This is a genomic window from Streptomyces sp. NPDC127068, assembly GCF_042724695.1.
Lineage (GTDB): Bacteria > Actinomycetota > Actinomycetes > Streptomycetales > Streptomycetaceae > Streptomyces.
Genome location: NZ_JBHXEN010000003.1, coordinates 17,194 through 35,630, shown reverse-complemented (window position 1 = coordinate 35,630; position 18,437 = coordinate 17,194). Strand labels below are relative to the sequence as shown.

The following is an 18,437-nucleotide window of genomic DNA, read 5'->3' as shown; positions in this document are numbered from 1 at the left end:
TTTCACTATGTTCTTTGTGTTTGTTGCGTTTTGTTTTAATTCGCCACACCACCCCCCCCCCCCCCCCCCCCCCCCCCCCCCACCCCCCCCCGCCCCCCCACGGCCCTGCTTCTCCACACCCCACTCGGTCCGTCACCGGGGGTGTTGCGCCGAATCGCCGCGCTCGGATGACCGTGCGCAACGGCGGAAGGGCCTGATCGGCCTGTCACCGCACGACGCGATGGTGATCACCCCTGGAAGCACGGATCGAGAGGTTCAGGCCGATCCGAGGGCCCTGCGGTAGGCCCCCGGAGTGGTGTCGAACTCACGGCGGAAGGCCAGGTGGAAGCCGACGTTGCTCTGGTAGCCGATCCGGGCCGGGATGTCGCCCAGGGCCACCGATCCGTCCGAGAGCAACGCACGGGCCTCCTGGAGGCGACGCACCGTCAGATGACGGGCGGGCGAATCGCCGACGAGCGTCCGGAAGGTCGCGGAGAAGGCGGAGCGCGACATGCCCGCCCGGCGAGCGAGGGTCTCGACCGTCCAGGGGCGGGCGTAGTCGCGGTAGATCGCCACCAAGGACGCACTGATGCCGGGATGGCGCAGGGCCCGGAGGGCGGGCGAGAGTTCCGTGAGCCGTTCCAGGGCGGTGCGCAGCGCCAGGACGAAGACCATTTCGAAGGCGCGCAGGGCGACCAGTCCGGAGCCGGGGGACGTGCGCGCGATCTCCGATGCGAGGGAGCACAGGGTGCCGTGCAGCAACGGTTCCCCGAGGAGCACGTCCCGACGCAGGACGATCACCCGGGGCAGGGCCCGGTAGAGCGCGGGCTCGGCCGTCCTGTCGTAGTGCAGGCTCGCGCAGAGCATTTCGGTGTCGGTCGGTTCGCTGCCGACCGTCACGACGTCCGAAGAACCGGGTACGCGTTCCGGCAGTACCGAGGTCAACGGTTGGGTGGCCACCGCGTCCGGCCGGCCGGCGAAGGTGTGCGCGGTGCCGTAGGGGAAGACCGCGAGGTCACCCGCGCCCAGGCGGACGGGCGGCGAGTCGTCGTGGAAGCCGACGAAACACTCGTTGCTCAGCATGTAGTGGAGTACCGCGCAGGAGTCCTCCTCCCCCTGCACGCCCCATGCGCCGCCGGCCTGCCACCGGCTGTAGAAGATGTCGCTGAGCCGCAGGGGCCTCAGCAGCTCACCCAGCACGTCATCAGCCACGGACGATCCTTAAACCAGGACGGCTCTTCGTTAATTGATCGTAGTCCCTGCGTGTCGGACAGTGGTGCCGAGTCGTCCCGGGGACGGGACAGGTCAAAGCACCGACCGGGGCGGAGCCTTCGATGAACATCCTGATCGCCGGAGGTCGTATCGGCGGGCCGACGACAGCACCGCAGCGCCCCCTCGCACATCCGTACGACACGGCCGCCGGGTGCGCCGGAGTCGTCAGCACCCCCGAGGTCTTCACCCGACTGGAGCGGCGCCAGCTCGACGAACAACCCGTCACGGAGCGGAGGGAGACGGCAGATGGCGGCGCCTGACCGCTGGCGGGCGCTCGCGCTGCTCGCCTGCACCCAGTTCGTCCTGGTCCTGGACACCTCGATCATCAACGTCGCGGCGCCGTCGATCGGCAGGGACCTCGACATCTCACCCGCCGAACTCTCCTGGGTGGCCAACGCCTACCTGGTGTCCTTCGGAGGTCTGCTGCTCCTCAGCGGCCGGGCAGCGGACCTGCTCGGCCGGCGCAGACTCTTCATCACGGGGCTGGGCACACTTGCCGCGGCCTCGCTGCTCGGCTCGCTGGTCGGCAGTGCCCCGCTCCTGATCACGGCACGCGTCGTCCAGGGCACGGGTGCCGCGATGGCGGCGGCCGCCGCGCTCGCGCTGCTGCTGTCGCTGTTCGACGACGGACCGGAACGCCACCGGGCGCTCGGCATCTTCGCCGCGATGGCCGGGGCCGGCGGTGCCGCGGGCACGGTCCTCGGCGGTGTGCTGACCGGTTGGCTCGGCTGGGAATCCACCTTCGCACTGAACGTCGTCGTGGGGCTCGGGCTGATCCTGCCGGCTCGTCGACTGCTGCCCGCCGGGAACCGCACCGGGAACGCGGGCGGCTTCGACCTGCCCGGCGCCGTGTCCGTGACCGGCGGGCTGGCGCTCCTGGCGTACGCCTTGGTCAACACGGGCGAATCCGGGTGGCAGGATCCGGTGACACTGCTGACCGGAGCCCTGGCCGTCGGCCTGCTGACCGCATTCGTCCTCGTCGAACGCCGGGTCCGGCATCCGCTCGTCCCGCCCGCCGTCTTCCACCGGCGCACGCTGCGGCTGGCCAATGTGCTGGCAGGCATGTGGCAGATGTCGCTGTTCCCCCTGTTCTTCCTGGTGAGTCTCTACCTCCAGTCGGTACTGGGGCACGAGCCCGTGACCGGCGGTCTCGGGCTGCTCCCGCTCTCGGTCGTGGTCGTCCTGGTCGCGTCCGGCACCGACCGGCTGATCGGCCGGTTCGGGCTACGGGCGGTGATGTGCAGCGGGTTCGTCCTGGTCGCGACCGGACTGGTGTGGCAGTCGACGCTCTCGCCTTCGGGTTCGTTCGCCGCCGACGTACTGCCGCCGAGTCTGCTGCTCGGTGTCGCCCTGCCACTGGTCTCGGTCACCACGGCCGTCGCGGCGACCCTCGACACGGAACGCGACGAGGCGGGGCTCGCCTCCGGTCTGGTCAACACCAGTCAGCAGTTCGGCTCCGTGATCGGCCTGGCGCTGTTGTCCGGCGTGGCTTCCGCCCGGACCTCAGCGGTCCCCGGGCCGCGTGACGTCGCACTGACCGAGGGGTTCAGCGCCGCGTTCCTGGCCGGCGCCGCGCTCGCACTGGTGGCGGCCCTGCTCACGCTGCGGCTGGTCGTACCGACCCCGCCCGCCCCTGCGACGCCCCGCAGCACCGACCGCACCCCGGCCGCCCCCACCGTGCTTGAAGAGAGGCAGACCTCATATGAGTGAGAACCAGCCGAAGCGGTACCTGGTCACCGGCGCCAACGGCTTCCAGGGCGGGGCCGTGGCCCGGCTGCTCGCCGGGCGCGGGCACGAAGTGCGCGGTCTGGTACGTGACGCCGACCGGCCGGCGGGCGACGGGGGACGCGCCTGGACCCCGGTCCGGGGCGACCTCGGCAGCACCGAGGACCTGCGCCGCGCCTTCGAAGGCGTCACGCACACGGTGGTGACCCTGCCGCTCGTCTACGACGCGGGCACCGTGCTCGCCCATGCGCGCAACCTCGTCGGGGCCGCCCGCGAGGCCGGGGTGAGCCGCCTGGTCTACAACGTCAACACACCGTTGCCGAAGGAGCGCACCGGGCGTGCGGGATTCGAGACCCGGCGCCTGGCCGAGCAGGTGTTCCTCGACAGCGGAGTGCCCGCGGTGTCGGTCCGGCCGCCCGTCTACCTCGACAACCTCTTCAGCCCGTGGCACGGTCCGGCGCTCGTCAACGACGGCGTACTGGCCTACCCGTTGCCCGCCGCACAGCGGGTGGCCTGGATGTCGCACGCGGACCTGGCGCGGGTGCTCGCCTCGGCGACGGAGGCCGAGGAGCTCGTGGGCCGGGCGGTGGACGTCGGCGGCGCCGAGGTGTTGACCGGCACCGAGCTGGCGGCGGCGTTCGCCGACGCGCTGGGGCGCGCGGTGCGCTACCTCCCCCTCGACGTCGAGGACTTCGAGGCCGGCCTCGGGCAGTCGCTCGGCGCGGAGTCGGCGGCGGGGGTGGCCGGCGTCTACCACCATGTGGCAGCCGGCGACCAGGAACTGCTGGCGGCCCAACCCGCGGCGACGGAGCGTCTGTTCGGCGTCCGGCTGACGTCCACGGTGGAGTGGGTCACGACGCAGAACTGGGACATCTGGTCGGGCAGCGCCCCCTGACACGCGCCCGAGGAAGGGCGGCACACCTCTCCACGGCACACGTCTCGGCGGGACACCTCTCGGCGGGGCCCTCGCGCTGACTCGGCTACCCGGTTCCTCGGCGAGAGCGCTACGCACGATGGCGTGACGCTCCTCGTCCTGCCGGGTCTTGGGCGCTGGAGCCGGGCGAGGGCCGCCGAGCGGCGGTCTATCGCGACGGGGTCGACCTGGGGGCGGTGGGCATCGCCCCGGGGTCCGGGCGGGGGTCCCCGGTCAGGGCGCGGGCGGGCGGACTGTACTCGGAGACGTTCCCGGCCAGGTCCCTGGCCCGGATGCGGAACAGGTACGGCGTGCTCGGGCTGAGTCCGGTCGCCCGGTACGCGTTCGTCCCCCGTACGGTGACGGGGGCCGCGCCGTCGAGGGAGATCTCGTAGTCGAGGACCGAGCTGCGGTCGTCGCTCGCATGGCGCCAGCCGACGGTCAGGGCGGTCTCGCCGACCTCGGAGAAGGTGATGCCCGCCGGCACCGTCGGAGGGGTGATGTCCGGGTCGAAGCCGCAGGCGTAATCGTTGACGGTGCAGGTGCCCGGGTAACCGGCACCGCTCGCCACCCAGCCGAAGCTGGTCGACCCGCCGGGCGCGAGGGCGGCGTTGTAGTCGTGGCTGCGGAAGGTGTGGACGGCGCCTTCGCGGCTGAAGCGGGCGTCCCAGACGGTGCTGATGACGGTGTCCGCGGGCAGGCGCAGGGTCAGGGTCCAGCCGGTGACCGGCGCGGTGCCGATGTTCTTGATGGTGAACGCGCCCTGGTGGCCGGTGCCCCAGACAGAGGTCTTCCGGAAGTCCGCCACGAGCAACGGTGCTCCTGCGGACGCCGCTCCGGGCGCCGGTGCCTGCGCGGCGGCGGTCGGAACGGGTAACAGGGCGAGCACGACGAGGGCGACCGCGGTGATCAGGGCTGTCAGTGGTCTTCGCATGGCTGTCTCCCGGTGGGGGGGAACGAGGGGATGGTGTTCGGGGCGGAGCGCGCTGCCACGCTGTGGCCCGTATCCATGGCGCCCGCCCTGATTACCCGCCGGCCCCGGTCGCGTCAAGAGGAACCGCACCCATCGGTGAACGGGCGAACGTCCGAGCAGCACCGCCCCGATTCAGATACCCGACAAGAGGCTGATTTCCCTCTATGCGAACTTGAGCGGGCGCAGCACAATCCCCGGTACCGATTCCCCGCCGTCGCCGGGAAGTCCATCCATCCACGCACCGGCGCGACCCGGCGCCCGGGAGCGAGACCGCACCCACGTGGCCGCTCCCACCGACGGGCTGCCCCCGCGTGACCGGAGGTGTCTCATGACCACCAGCCACGAGGTTTCCGTCCCGGTCCTGGACAGCGACGGAGGTGACCGGCTGTACGAGCAGATCGAGGAACTCCGCGCAGCCGGGCCCGCCGTGCGGGTCCGGCTGCCCCAGAACGTCATTGCTTGGTCCGTGACGCGGGGCGATGTCGTCCGGCGGCTGGTCACCCATCCCGATGTGACCCGGAACGCCCGTGGCGCCTGGCCCGGTTACCAGCCGGGCGCCGTCCCCTGGCTCTCCCCCTGGCTCGACGTCCACTCCATGGCCACCGCGGAGGGGGCCGAGCACACCCGGTTGCGGAGGCTGATCGGCCCCGCTTTCACACCGCGACGCATGCAGGCGCTGCGGCCCTCGATCGAGTCCGTCGTCACCGACCTCCTGGACGGTCTGGAGGCCCTGGAGGACGGCGCGGCAGTGGATCTGCGGGCGCACTTCGCGCACGGTGTGCCGACCCGTGTGATCTGCGATCTCTTCGGCGTTCCCGAGGACCAGCGCCCCGACGTGCTCTCCGTCGCCGACGCGATCCTGGCCACCGACGTCCCCCAGGAGGAGTCGGAGCGGGTCGCGAGCGGGCTGATCACCGTCATGCACCGTCTCGTGGAGGCGAAGCGGCGGGAGCCCGGCGATGACATGACCAGTCTGCTGCTCACCGCCCATGAGGGGGACCGGCTCACCGAGACGGAGCTGATCTCCACCCTGCTCCTGATGATCGGCGCCGGGAGCCAGACCACGATCGCGCTGATCGGAAACGCCGTCCGGTCACTCCTCACCCACCGTCAGCAACTGAACGCTGCCCTGGCCGAGCCGGCCCGCTGGGCCGATGCCGTCGAGGAGACCCTGCGGCTCCATCCGTCGGTCGTCCATCTTCCGCTGCGGTTCGCGATCCGTGACATCGATCTCGGCGAGGGCGTCACCATCGCGGCCGGGGAGGCCATCCTCATCGGGTTCGGGGCGCACGGCCGGGACCCGTCGTTCCACGAGACCGCGCACGGCTTCAAGATCGACCGCGTGGACAGGGACCATCTGGCCTTCGGGTACGGCATCCACTACTGCCTCGGCGCCCCGCTCGCCCGGCTGGAGGCCGCCATCGCGCTGCCCGCCCTCTTCGCCCGGTTCCCGGACCTCGTGCTTGCGCACGAAGGGGACGCGCCGGACCCGCAGCCGTCGTTCATCGGCAACGACGTCCTCGCCCTGCCCGTCTTGCTGCGCCCGCCGGGCCGTGCGGCCCGGTGACGGCGATGCGATCCGCATCCCGGGCCGGTGTGCAGCCGGTGCGCGATCGAGATCACGGTCCGTCCCGCCAGCACCGCCGCGAACGACCGCTCCAGCTCCCGGACGGAACCGGGATCCATCTGGGAGGTCGCCTCGTCGAGGATCAGCACGCTCGGATCCGCCAGGAGTAGTCGGGCCAGGGCGAGTTGCTGACCCTCCGTATCGGTCAGGTCCTCCCCGCCGACACCCACCGTGGTGTCCAGCTTCTCGGGCAGGACGTCCGCCCAACCGTGCGCACCGGCCGTCTCCAGGGCCCTCCACAGTGCGGCGTCATCGTCCGTCGGCGTGTCCGGTGCGACGGCGGAGACGGCCAGTTCGAGGTTCTGCCTCAGCGTGCCGCCCAAGACGTGCTGATTCTGGCTGACCAGCACGTGGTGGTACGGCAGTTCGTGGACGGGGACGCCTGCCAGCCGTACGTCACCCCCGCGCGGCGGTTGGGTTCCGGACAGCATCCGGGCGAGCGTCGACTTGCCGCTCCCCGTCGGCCCGACGACCGCGAGCCGCTCGCCGGGGCGCGCTTCCAGGTCGACCCCGTACAGGACGTCGGGCCCGCCGTGGTACGCGAACAGGACGCCGTGCACGGTGAGGCCGGCGGAGGCGATGGCCCCGCGCTCGACGGACCGGTGCGGAGGGGACCTTCTGGGCGGACCGGTCCGACACTCCGAGCAGCCGGGCCAACGACGCACTGCCCTGCTGGAGCGTTCCGGCACCGGGCGGACCCGAGCCGACAGCCGTGCGGCCCGAAGGCGGCCCGCACGGCCGGCAGGCACCGCCCTCGGGAACTCCCGACCTACCTGATGCGCATCGGATTGAACCGCAGCTCAGCCGGCCCTCTTCACCGGCTCCAGGATCGCGACGCACTCCACGTGGTGCGTCATCGAGAGGCGGTGAATTCTGGCGCAGAGGGCTGCGACTCGCGACTCCAGTACGGACCGGCGACGGGGGAGCCGGTCCTCCCACGAGGCTCCCGCGTCGAGGGGGTGGGGCTCCATCTTCCAGGCGTCGCCGAGACGAAGATGACCCGTGGACGGCCGGATGCCGATGGCCTTGAGCAGTTGGGGCAGCCGGTGGCGGGAGAACTCCTGGGTCACGCGCCGCTCGGGGCGATCCGGAGGGAGCCCGAGGAAGTCCTGCCAGATGCGGTTCAGCCCGCTCGCACCGTCGTCGCGACCGTACACACGGATGCGCTGGACCTCGTTGAGTCCGCTGACCAGATCGGGCGCGGAGAGGAAGACCGCCGGCTCGATCCGCGGGACCATGCGGTCGCTCTGATAGAGCTTGCGCGCCGCCCACTGCAACTGGCTCCGCAGATCCTTGGACTTGGCGTCGTTGAAGTGGAGCGGATTGTTGATCGTCCGGACGCGGTCGGTGCCCCGGAAACTCCAGGTGGAGCCGGTGTTGCGGAGCTCACCGGGATGACTTTTGATCTCGATGAGGAAGAGCCCGGCGGGAACAGCGACCAGAAGATCGCATTCATTGACCCGGCCGGACCGGGCGGTGAAGGAGAACGTGGCTCAGGCGCGGTAGGGCTCGGCCGGGGCATCAGCCTGCGGATATGGTCGAGGGCGTCCTGCTCCCAGGGATAGGGGGGGAGGGCCGGTCCTGGAACCACTGCTGGGCAGGCTTGACCGGTCCGGGCCCAGGTCCGGACGATCCGGGCTGCCGCCCGGGCACCTCCTCCGCTGCTGTCACTGCTCAGGCCCCCCCTCACCGCTTGTTCTCCGGGGACCGTCGAATCCCCTGGGCGAGCCCACCGTCACGGACTGACAGCCCGATCTGCGTGCGGTTTCGGGCCGGAGCACCGTCCGCCGCCGCGGCCAACGGCACCCACGGACGACGACGGCGACTGCGTTGTTACTCGACATCAGCGGAGTGGAGCCCCGCAGCCACGGTCCATGGCCGCGGGGTATCGCTGTGGAGGAGGTGGGTTGCCGATGGACGGGAAGCTGGTCGTGGTCTGTCCCGGCTGAGGGCCGCCCAGTTGTCACCCGCCGGGAAAACCTGACAGAAGCCGGACAGTAAGGGAGAAGACTGCCGGGGCCTGTCGCGACCGGGTCTACCGTGACCTCACCTCATCAGCGACTCGGAAGGTGCACGTGAGCCCGGAAAGCACGATCGCAGTCGATCTCACCCTCGTCGACGAGGGCAGCCGCCGGATCGATACGGCCCCGGACGGTGTCCGGATCGGGGCCGTATCCCTCGGGATGTGGCAGGAGGACGCCGTCAGCACCCCGGCGGACATGGACGACGACTGGGACACCTATCTGATCAGGATCAACTACGAACTGGCGGTTGAGCCGGGGATTCCCCCGCTGACGTGGTTCGAGGTCGGGGTGGACTTCGCCTCGGACACGCCTGATTCGGCCTTTGTCGTCGACGCCCTGCCTCATGCCGTGTCGTCGCCCCAGGCACCGACGTCGTACACGCTCAACCGATACTTGGCGCTGGTCCCCTCGAACTTTGCTTCTTCGGCCGTCGCCCACCTTCCCGGTACGGCGGACGTCATCAACGTTTTCGGTATCGGTCGCGGCGCGATCCGGTGGCAGCACAGTTCTCCTTCGGGCGGAGTTCCGGAGGGCGCGCGCTCCGCCTGGGCCGTGCTGGCGGTGCCGAAGGGTCGTGTGAAGCAGCGGGTCGAATTCTCGGTGCGCTATGCCGTCCATTCGGACAAGGCGGTGGACTACTGGCCGACCCAGCAGCCGGTCTCTTTCACCCTGACTCTCTCCGCACCCACGCCACGCCGCGCCGCAGCGGAACCGCCGACTTCGGTCGGCCCCGCCGAGAGGCCGCCGGGGAGCCCCCCGTACGTGTTCATCTCCTATGCGCACGACGACGAGAGGCGCAAGGCGAACGCTCTGCAGTTCGGTGAACTGCTGCGCCGGTGCGGCATCGACGCGCACATGGACCAATGGGACTGTGACGAGCGGGGAGACTGGAGTCTCTGGGCGATCCGGCACACTCGCGCAGCCGATTTCGTCATTGTTCTCGCGTCACCCATGGGCAAGGCGGTGGGCAACGGGGAGGTGGACCACAAGACCCATCGCGGCCTGCAGTGGGAGCTGGGCCAGCTACGGGAACTGCTGCACGCCGACAGTGAGACATGGGTACCGAAGATCCTGCCGGTCGTCCTCCCCGGCGAACGGATGGAGGATCTTCCTCTCTTCCTCCGGCCCTACACAATGGATCACTATCTCGTCGACGAATTCACTCGTGAGGGGATCGAGGACCTCCTGCCTGTGCTGACCCGACGGCCCCGGCGTCCCCGGCCGCCCCTCGGATCGGGGGCATGAGCGCCTCCGGGGTGCCGGGCACCGTCGAGTCCTGACCAGGGCGGCGAGGACCGATCAGCCCTCGTCGCCCTCGTCCTCCACGGAGGCGCGGTACTCGGGGTGATCCTCGTCGATGACCGTGGCCAGGTGCAGCGGCCCGGGCAGTGTCGTCCGGTCGTCCCAGGAGACGGATTGGTCGCAGAGCCTCGCGGTGAGCGCCACCAGTGATTCCGGCGACCACGTTCCGCTGCGGACGACGAGGATCTCGCGGGCCGTGTACGCGTGCCAGGGCACCCGTAGCTCCGACCTCAGTTCCGGCGGCAGTGTCCATCGCGTGTAGCGCGCTCCTCGGTCACCGCCCTTGGACTTGATCGTCACCGATCTTCCCGCGAGCAGCCAGGAGTTCGCCGTGCTCTCCATCAGCCGGTAAACTTTGCGGTCGGGAGCGGCAGGCTGGAGCGAGTCCTTCGGCATGTTGGCCTTCTCCCGGCGCGTGACCGGCCTGCCGATCTCCTTGATGTCGCTGCTCAGACGGACCACAGCTACGTTCCCTCCCTGCTCGTGGAGTCCGTCCCCCGGCAACGGTCCCGCGCCCAGCTTGCTGTCCTGCAATCCGGGCCACACGGTCCTGGTCGAGCGGGTGTCGGCGAAGATCACCACGGGGACGTCGGCCCGGTTCACGGCGCACAGGGCCCGGAGCCTGTCCTCAACCTCCTCGCGTGTGCGTTCCGCCTTCTCCTGGGTACGGCCGAGACGGGTCGTACCGATAGGGCCGGCGAAGCAGTCCGCGATGCCCTCGGCGGCGCGGACCCACGCCCGGCGCCGGTCGCTGTACACCAGTACCCGCCACGGTTCCAGGGCGTCCGGGTCCACATACATGGCCACCATGATCAGAACGAGCGGTGAGCTGCTCCCGCCGGTCTGCTGCCTCCGCATGTGGATGCCGACGAGAAGGGCCTTGCGGTCGAGCGGGTTGGGCAGCCGTTCGCCGGTCAGCGCGACCCGCAGCCGATCATCCAGCACGCCCGAGGACCGGAGCAGATCGCGCAGGGCCGCGCGGGCGGCGTGCTTCTTCGTATCGGTGCTGCGGGGGCTCGCCTCGTCGGGCAGTTCCAGCGGATCGGTGGCGAGGAACTGGGTGGGTATGCCCAGGTGTCCCAGTAGCCGTCGCAGATGCGGTTTGGCATCGAGTGCGGGCCGCTCGGCGGCAGGGTGGTACTCGGTCTCCAACCAGGCGGCGACCAGATGCGCGGGTCCAGTGGACAGCCGCAGCGAATCGAGAAGGGCCGCACGGTTCGCCGTCTCGTGGGCGAGCAGGTCCGGGCAATGCCGGGCGACAACGTCGAGTCGGTCGTTGATCGCCATTGGGGCGGACGAGTCCGGGTCCGGCGACACCGGACGGCCCGCCAGATCCCCGATTTCGTCGAGCATGCGCTGCCTGGCCTCGGACGTGCTGTAGATGCAGGCCAGTGTCACTCTGTCGTAGCCGCTGGGCCCCACCCCGGCGGTCGGCGGGCCGCCCGCCGGGTACCGCTTCACCGGGTTCAGCAGCTTGATGCGTCTGTCGGTCTCGTAGGTCAGAGGCACGAGCTCGGGCAGCATGCGCACAATGTGTTCGTGCAGCCGGAGCATGAACCTCGGCCCTGGCCCGCTGCCGAGGGTGTGGAACCGGCTGCCCGCCATGTGGGGCCGGATCAGGTCTGGAACATCGGGGAGTTCGTCGGGAATCCTTAGTGGCTGCAGCTGGCAGGCTTCGAGGATCTTCGCGATGGCCGGGTTCAGATCACTGCGCCAGCGCTCGGTCTCCTTGTCCAGGCTGCGCAGCAGCGGGAGCCGAAGGACCGGCTTGTCCGCGTCGCCCCGATCGATCCAGACGTACCTGGCCCAGTGCCCCTGAGGGGAGACCCGGGACAGACGGGCGTCGAAGCACACGACCGCGTCGTCCATGCCCGCACGAGTGATCAGCCGGGCGCTCACCCTGGCCATGCTGAACGCCGAGCCGCTTCGGTTGACGATCAGGTCGCGTCGGTCCCACGCCAGCAGGGACCCGTCCGTGTCCATCCGCAGGGTCAGGGGCGAACGACTCTCGTCCACCAGGAGGGGGCCGTCGGCCAACTGTCGCGTGATCTGCCAGGCCGCCGTGCGGAATACCCAGTTCGGAGCGGTCGGGACCATCCCGGGCCGGAAGGTGATGAACTCGGCGAACGAACGCCCGTCCTCCGGCACCGGCAGGAAGTCGGCCAGTCCCGGGGTGCCCCTTCCCTCACGGATGTGCCTTTCCCACGCCCGTATCGCCACCCTCAATCGGTAGTCGAGGGCGTTGTCCGTCGTCAGGAGCAGCATGCGGCTGCCGGTCGAACGTTCGTCTTCGGCGAGTTCTCCCTTGCCGAAGAGACGTACGGGCTGTCCCGTGGCGGCGACGAGGCCGGTGGCCAGAGCCTCGTACGGCTGGCGCCGGCGTCCCTTCGTCCGGGGCAGGTCGTCCCACACGGCGGCGAACTCTTTGGTCAGGGGGTATGCGGTCACGGTGCCGAGCAGCGTGTCCAAGTCCTCCCTGGGGACGCGATAGGCGAGAGTGATCAGCACGAGGACGCTCCGGGGCTCTGGTCTTCGGCGTAAGTGAGGAACGCCTCCAGCGTCGTTCCGTAGTACGCGCGCATGTCATGGAGAACGCCGTCCCTGCGCCACTTCTCCCGCAGCTGGAGGATCAGCGTGGCGAAGTCGGTTCCGCCGTGCCGGTCGTGGAAGGCCCCGTCCACCAGGTGGAGGACGGCAGGTGTGCCACCTCGGCGCGCACGGCCGATGAGCTGGATGGCTCCGTTGATGATCTCGGCGACCACCCCGAGCTTGACCTCGTCCGGCTGCGCCTGGAAATAGGGAGGTCTGCGGACGATCTCGTCCAGATACGTGCCGGCAGTTCTCCTGCGCTCGGCGAGCAGGGCCAGCGGATCGCTGGACGGGCCGCGGTGTTCGGCGAGCGCCTTGGCCTGGATGTGCGCGAGCAGTTCAGGGGGCTCGTCGATCAGCGGGATGGGCCGGACGATCAGCCATACGGAGCCCAGGGCGGACCGGTCGCCCTTGCCGATGATGTTCACCCCTCGCTGCACTCGGGCCAGCGGGGCGATGAGAATGTCCGCTTCTTTCAACTGCGGAAAGTCCTCCAGCCGGTCGGCGGGCAGTTCCCGCCACCGTCTGTTGCCCATGTCCGTAAGGGCACCGGGCTCATCCTCGCCGGGGCGGACCGCCAGGCAGATCCGTGACGCTTCGACACCTGCGGAGAACAGTCCCTCCGCCACCTGGCGGGCTGCCAGATACGACGTGGTGGCGAGTAGGACGCGCGCCCGGTCCCGGTCGTCGGCCCGTAGCCGTTCGAGTTCCGCGCGGAGGTATGTACCCCACAGCGATCCGGCGATGCGGGTGATCGAGTCGTCCCGCGCGCTGCCCTCCAGGCCGGAGATCCGGCGCGGCCGTGTCTCCTCGTCCAGGATCGGGGCGGGGAGGATGTGCACCATGCCGGGTGTGTCGTCGGCCACCCACCAGGAGGGCTTGGTGTGCACATGATGGTGCGGGGCGCCTGGGAAGTACGAGGTCGCCGAGAGGCCCAGGACGATTCTGCGGACCCCGGCGTGGGCGAGGGCGGTCGTGTCACCGAGCCCGACGACGTAGGAGTGCGGGTCACCGCCGAACGCCGTGGTCATCAGCTGTGCGGGGTCGGCTCCCGTGTCGTCGAAGTACTCGGTGAAGGCGAAGACGAGCCTGCCGAGCGGCCCGGTCGGGGTGAGCTGCCACCGGCTGTAGCTACCGAGGGCCTCCGCGATGTCCTGGGCGGACTCCACCCCCACATCGACGAGTTGCGCGTTGTTGGCCATAAGACTGTGCAGGGAGACGCGGATGCGTTCGAGGATGACCCGGCGGAGGATCCGATTGACCACGTGGGCACGGTCCTCCTCGGGAACAGCCCTGGTCAGGCGATCGAGGGCGGTGCGGGCCGTCGCAACCGCGAGTCCTCCAGCGCCGGGGGTGACCACCAGGGTGAGTTCGCGGCGGGCCTCGGCGAAGCCCTTCGGCGCGTCGGGGGCGAGGTCGGGCCCGTCCGGGAACAGCGATCGGAAGGTGTTCATCTGGTCGGCGCTCACATCGTCGGGTTCGACCCCGAACAGTTTTCCGGCAAGCCAGTTGTCCCACCGCCTGGGCACCATCCAGAAGCGGCCGGGTCCCCGGGGACGACGGCGTCCGAGGCGGCTGGTGGCCCCGAGCCGCGCATAGGTCAGATGGCTGACGTACGTCTCGGACAGATAACGCAGATTGACGAAGGCATCCCGCACACTCGCGTCGGTCTCGTCGTGGAGCCGCCCGAATGCCTCGCCGAAGTCCCGGTCGAAGTTCCGCAGCGGAGTGTTGGTCCGCCCCGCCCGATCCAGTACGAGTCCCCGCCCCGCCCGGTCGATGGCGAACTGCTGGAAGAGGTCGATCTCGTCGATGACGACGATCTGGCAGCGGCGCAGCACCAGCTCCTCGACGGTCAGCCGGTCGCTCTCGCCGCCTCCGTCGTCCACCGGTGTCTGCAGCAGGCCGGTCAGCAGATTGGCGTGTGTGGTGACGATGATATCCGCGGCGCACGCCTCCCGAACGGGTCGAGAACGGTCACAGGTCGTACGCCAGGGACAGGCGACCCTCTTGTCCCTGCCGCGCGGACGCGGACTGCGCAGCTTGGCGCACGGTTCGCGGCCCGGCTGCCAGCCGTCCGCGGCACCACCCGAGTCGGCCACCGCGGCGAGTGCGCAGCCGTACCCGAAGCGCCGCCAGATCCAGTCGGCGTCGGGGCCCTGCGCCGGCGTTCGCGCGGACGACGTCTCCGCCACCTTGATCAGTGCGCGCGGGGAAACGAGCGGGACCACGGTCCTGTCCGTGTCCTCACCCAGCAGGTGCAGCGCACGCTCCACCGCGTGGGTAACCCGGACGACATCCGCGTTGGTGGGCAGTACGAATGCCATGACAATGTCTTGGGTCGCGGCCCAGCAGGCGAAGGTCTCGACGAGGACCACCGATTTCCCGAAGCCGGTGTAGGCGAGGAGTTCGTTGAGGATGCCGGCGGTGAGCCGTAGCCCGGTCACGGGCGTCCCCTCCCGCGACTGGATCCGCTCGGCGAACTGGTCCACCGCCTTCCGCCGGAAGTCGGTGTCGCCCGTGCTGTCCACTCCGTGGTCGATCCGCGCGGCGATGTCCCACAGCTGGGAGAAGGGTACCCAGCGATCGAGCAGGACGGGCGCGTCCATGAGGGTCGGTGCGGGGGTGGTCCGGGCCACATGGTGCGGCCGGATCTCGTAGCGGAAGTCGACGTACTTCTGACTGATGCCATCGGGTCCCGAAATCACCGTCGTGGTGGTGTGCGGTCCTGCCTCTGCTGAAGGCAGGCTGCGCTCGCGCCCGGTGTCGAGCACGTCGAGGTCGCGGAGGAAGCCATCGAGGAACGTGGGCAGAGGCATCCCGGGCTCTACCAGGATCCTGCCGTTGTCGTCTCCCGTGTAGTCGTCGGCCGCCCGGCAGCCGGGGATCTCCCCGTCGACCAGCAGTCGGTCCAGGACCTTGCCCGCCGCCTCGGCGTTGGCCAGTTGGTTCGGGCGGCGGCGGAGCAGCTTGGTGAACCGCCTCGCGTCACCATCGGACAGGGTGGACCAGCCGGACCAGTCCGCGATGTGACCGTCAAGGACGAACAGGGCATCTGCGCGTGTGGTCGTACGTCTGTGGCCCGTAGCGACATCAACGGGAAAGAAGCTCGCGGCCAGTCCGATCGCGGCCCCCATCAACCTTGGGAGGGATCGTCTCCCAGGGGCATTGTTCACGTTGCCCGGCCCTTCTTGAGTGCTCGCCGGACCTCGGTACGGAAGCGTGTCTCCGTCGTGATGGCGAGGGAGGGCAGTGCCGCCTTGACGACGTCCCATTGGTGCTCATGGGTCTGCGGCAGCAGGACACGTGCCCGCGGCGGCTTCGTTCGCAGGTCGTCGATCAGTCGGTGCACGGACCGGTACTCCTTCATATCGATCCGGAACTCGTCCGGGCCGGCCAGGACATGCAGGTCGTAGCTGTCGAGGTCGGGCCACATACGGACCTGAGCCCCTTGTTTCTCCAGCGCGCGGCACAGTCTCAACTCGCCGGCACCGGGAACCACGACGAACCGCCACACACCCGCGTCCAGACAGACGGCATCGTTCACCGGCCGGGCTTCGGGCCTGGCCACCCGTGGCCCCTCGTCGAGGGCCGTCAGGCCGGGACGGGAGCGGGGTGACCTTCCCGGGACGATGCGGAAGACGGACGCGTGCGGCCGATAGCGGCAGCGCACGGTCCGCCCGGTCACCTCCAAGGGCCAGGCACAGACCGGACACGGCCACCACCAGGCCGTGTCGGAGGTCGCGTGGTATTGCTGATCGGCGGGGATCTCGGTGTACCCCCGGAACACCACACGGACACCCGTCGTGCTGACGAGCTCGGCGAGCTCCTCGCGGCTTCCGGCCGGGTGGTCGATCAGGAACTTCCTGGACGCGACGTAGTCGTCCTGGCTCCGCGTCTCGATCAGGGAGGCGAACGCCTGCCGACGGATATGGTCCGCGTGCATCCGCGTCCAGGTCGGGAGCCAGGCCTCCGCTTCGATGGTGCCGGCCAGGGGGAGGGCGTATTCACAGACCAAGTCATGTACGTCCGGGGTCAGTCGGTCGTGCGAGTCGAGCAGGACCGCGTCGGCGACCGCCGAGTCCTCGGTCTCACCCGATTCGGCGAACGTGGGCAGCTCACCGAGAGGGTCACGGAGGCAGTCGATCAGGGCGCTGGGGGACACCGGACCGCGACCGGGGCCGTGCGCCTCCATGACGACGCCGGTCATCATGGCGACCTCGCGCATGGCCGTGGGGAAACGCCCCCGCACCGACCACGCGTAGGCGGCCCGCAACGCCGCGGCGACCACGCGACGCCGGCGCTCGCCCGCGTCGTCCCGTGGCCCTGTGATCCACTCGTTCACGTGGCGCTCCTCCCCGCCCGGTCCGGGCACCACTGGATGACGGGGCACGTCTCACAGTGTTTGCCCGGACCGGCCACGTACTCCTGGTCCGCATGCCACGGGGTGACGTGGTCGGTGACGATCCGGCGCGCCTGCGAAAGCAGTTCACCGTCTTCGCCTTCGAGTTCGGTCAGTACCGGCCCGCTGCCCGTCAACCGCTCCAGTTCCACACGGCAGCCGGTGGTCCCGCCCTCCGTCGTGCCGGGCACCGCGCCCTCGTGGGCCAGCAGCAGTGCCAGAGCGAGCTGAGGGTAGGTAACGAGCGGATCGCTCTCGTCCAGAGAACGGGTGGTCTTGGTCTCCCGGAGGAACCAGGTGTCCATCCGCCGATAGAGAAGGTCGGTCTTGGCGACGACGACCACGTCGGCTTCCGGGTCATGGACGACGAGCGACCGCTCCGGGTACACCTGTGCGTCGCCGGGCAGTCCGTGCAGCGGACAGACGAGGGCGTGGTCCCCGACCATCTGCGTGCCGAGCCTCGCCTGGAAGCCGCTTACTTCCCATCTGCCAGCCCGCCAGTGCTCCGGTGTGCCCGGCGCGTCGGTGGATGCGCAGGCACGGACCGGGCTACGACTGTGCAGCTCCTCGATCGCCGTGTGCACGGCCTGCCCTCGTACGGTCGCCGCCGTGTTCTCGGCCGCGTCGGCCCTGGGCAGAAACAGGCCCTGGAGGTACGCGCGTGCCGGACAGGTCCGATAGGCCCGTGCCGTCGTCATGGACCAGGAACGGCGTTGCGCCGGCGGGGAGTCGACGCCGAGGAAGCCGGGACGGGACGGGACCGCGGGACAGATGTCGACAAGCTCGCAGGTGCCGCATTCCTGTCCCGGGTGGTAGCCGCCGCCCGCCTTCACGGTGCGCACACGTTCATCCGCTGTGCGGACATAGAGGTGGTAAGCCTCCTCCGGGGTGCCTTCGAACAGGACGTTGCGGGATGCGTCGACACAGCCGATTTCGACGACCCGGACGTGGGCGGTAGCGGTGAACCTCCCCAGAGTGAGCTGCTGCTGAGGCTTCCACCGGGAACTGAGGACCGGTCTGGCGTCCGCCAGCACCGCGGCGGCAAGTGCGGTCTCCGCCCGTTCGCCATCCGTGGGGTTCCCTGGGCCTCGGTCGACGGACTTGATACGTGGAATGCGCAGTTCGCGGATTCCGTCGCCCTCGTAACGCCGTCCGGTCACCGTCTCTTCGTGCACGACCGGGATACCGTCCTCAAGGCCGGTACGCTGCCGGGCCCACTGGCGCGACACCGGTGCCAGCGGTGCGCTCCCCGCCACGGCCGCCAGATATCCCCGCACTGCGTGCTCCGTCCACTGGACCAGGCCGGGGTGCGGTGGTCGGCGGTTCGGGTCGTGCCGCCATTTCGTCAGCGCTTCTTCCAGTGGGATCTGATCGAACTCGATCAGATCGAGAACCGCGTACAAGGGACCCAGGGCCGAGGTCTTGGACGGGCGACGGGATACGGGTCCGTCGACCACCCGGGACATTCCTGGACGGACCTTCAGCGCAAGACGCTGAGCACACTTGCCACTCTTTGCCCCGATATCGGACGGGCGAATACGCACCAGATTCCCGTCGCCTCTGACGGCGTCCGGGGCCTCCCAAACTGCCATTCCCTCCCCTTTCTCGAAATGCGGAACGACATCCGAGCA

Annotated in this window: 12 protein-coding genes and 1 pseudogene; 5 read left to right on the top strand and 8 right to left on the bottom strand. The window is 69.8% G+C overall.

The genetic code is table 11. From position 1 onward, the window contains the following. Positions 1-255: 255 nt before the first annotated feature. On the bottom strand, positions 256-1,191 hold the full coding sequence (locus ACFWIA_RS02235; RefSeq protein ID WP_386999533.1) for an AraC family transcriptional regulator: 936 nt from the start codon (positions 1,189-1,191) through the stop codon (positions 256-258). 122 nt (positions 1,192-1,313) lie between these two features. Between ACFWIA_RS02235 and ACFWIA_RS02230 the strand changes: the two genes are divergently transcribed. The 3 genes from ACFWIA_RS02230 to ACFWIA_RS02220 are packed head-to-tail and all read left to right on the top strand — an operon-like array spanning position 1,314 to position 3,871. After that, a complete protein-coding gene (locus ACFWIA_RS02230; RefSeq protein WP_386999531.1) occupies positions 1,314-1,511 on the top strand; it encodes a hypothetical protein in 198 nt (65 codons plus the stop codon). Next, entirely contained in the window at positions 1,498-2,961 is a 1,464-nt protein-coding gene (locus tag ACFWIA_RS02225; RefSeq protein ID WP_386999529.1) for an MFS transporter, read from the top strand. The genes ACFWIA_RS02230 and ACFWIA_RS02225 overlap by 14 nt, the downstream gene beginning before the upstream one ends. Further along, positions 2,954-3,871 carry an SDR family oxidoreductase gene (locus ACFWIA_RS02220; RefSeq protein WP_386999527.1) on the top strand — a complete coding sequence of 306 codons (918 nt, stop codon included), beginning with the start codon at positions 2,954-2,956 and terminating at the stop codon, positions 3,869-3,871. Before ACFWIA_RS02225 ends, ACFWIA_RS02220 begins: the two co-directional genes overlap by 8 nt. A 187-nt stretch (positions 3,872-4,058) precedes the next feature. Here ACFWIA_RS02220 and ACFWIA_RS02215 read toward each other — a convergent pair whose 3' ends face one another. Next, the gene (locus ACFWIA_RS02215; RefSeq protein WP_386999525.1) at positions 4,059-4,823 is read right to left on the bottom strand and encodes a cellulose binding domain-containing protein; all 765 of its coding nucleotides are present in this window, start codon (positions 4,821-4,823) and stop codon (positions 4,059-4,061) included. A 367-nt stretch (positions 4,824-5,190) separates the two neighbouring features. On the opposite strand from ACFWIA_RS02215, the gene ACFWIA_RS02210 reads away from it, so the two are divergent. Then, positions 5,191-6,429, top strand: a complete 1,239-nt coding sequence (locus ACFWIA_RS02210) for a cytochrome P450 (protein ID WP_386999523.1) — start codon at positions 5,191-5,193, stop codon at positions 6,427-6,429. Between the two features lie 134 nt (positions 6,430-6,563). Here the strand turns inward: ACFWIA_RS02210 and ACFWIA_RS02205 are convergent. Then, positions 6,564-7,049 (bottom strand): annotated as a pseudogene (locus tag ACFWIA_RS02205) (ATP-binding cassette domain-containing protein); the annotation flags it as partial. 240 nt (positions 7,050-7,289) lie between these two features. Continuing rightward, complete coding sequence (locus tag ACFWIA_RS02200; protein WP_386999835.1) at positions 7,290-7,931, bottom strand: nuclease-related domain-containing protein; 642 nt, start codon at positions 7,929-7,931, stop codon at positions 7,290-7,292. Between the two features lie 633 nt (positions 7,932-8,564). On the opposite strand from ACFWIA_RS02200, the gene ACFWIA_RS02195 reads away from it, so the two are divergent. Next, positions 8,565-9,758, top strand: a complete 1,194-nt coding sequence (locus ACFWIA_RS02195) for a toll/interleukin-1 receptor domain-containing protein (protein ID WP_386999521.1) — start codon at positions 8,565-8,567, stop codon at positions 9,756-9,758. A 54-nt stretch (positions 9,759-9,812) separates the two neighbouring features. On the opposite strand, the gene ACFWIA_RS02190 is transcribed toward ACFWIA_RS02195, so the two are convergent. The 4 genes from ACFWIA_RS02190 to ACFWIA_RS02175 are packed head-to-tail and all read right to left on the bottom strand — an operon-like array spanning position 9,813 to position 18,398. Beyond that, positions 9,813-12,323: an RNaseH domain-containing protein gene (locus tag ACFWIA_RS02190; protein ID WP_386999519.1), complete on the bottom strand. Its 2,511-nt coding sequence runs from the start codon at positions 12,321-12,323 to the stop codon at positions 9,813-9,815. Continuing rightward, positions 12,317-15,541, bottom strand: coding sequence for a hypothetical protein (locus ACFWIA_RS02185; protein WP_386999517.1), 3,225 nt, complete (start codon positions 15,539-15,541; stop codon positions 12,317-12,319). The genes ACFWIA_RS02190 and ACFWIA_RS02185 overlap by 7 nt, the downstream gene beginning before the upstream one ends. Positions 15,542-15,576: 35 nt before the next feature. Further along, entirely contained in the window at positions 15,577-16,749 is a 1,173-nt protein-coding gene (locus ACFWIA_RS02180; RefSeq protein WP_386999515.1) for a hypothetical protein, read from the bottom strand. Then, positions 16,746-18,398, bottom strand: a complete 1,653-nt coding sequence (locus ACFWIA_RS02175) for a PD-(D/E)XK nuclease family protein (RefSeq protein WP_386999513.1) — start codon at positions 18,396-18,398, stop codon at positions 16,746-16,748. Before ACFWIA_RS02175 ends, ACFWIA_RS02180 begins: the two co-directional genes overlap by 4 nt. Positions 18,399-18,437: the final 39 nt, after the last annotated feature.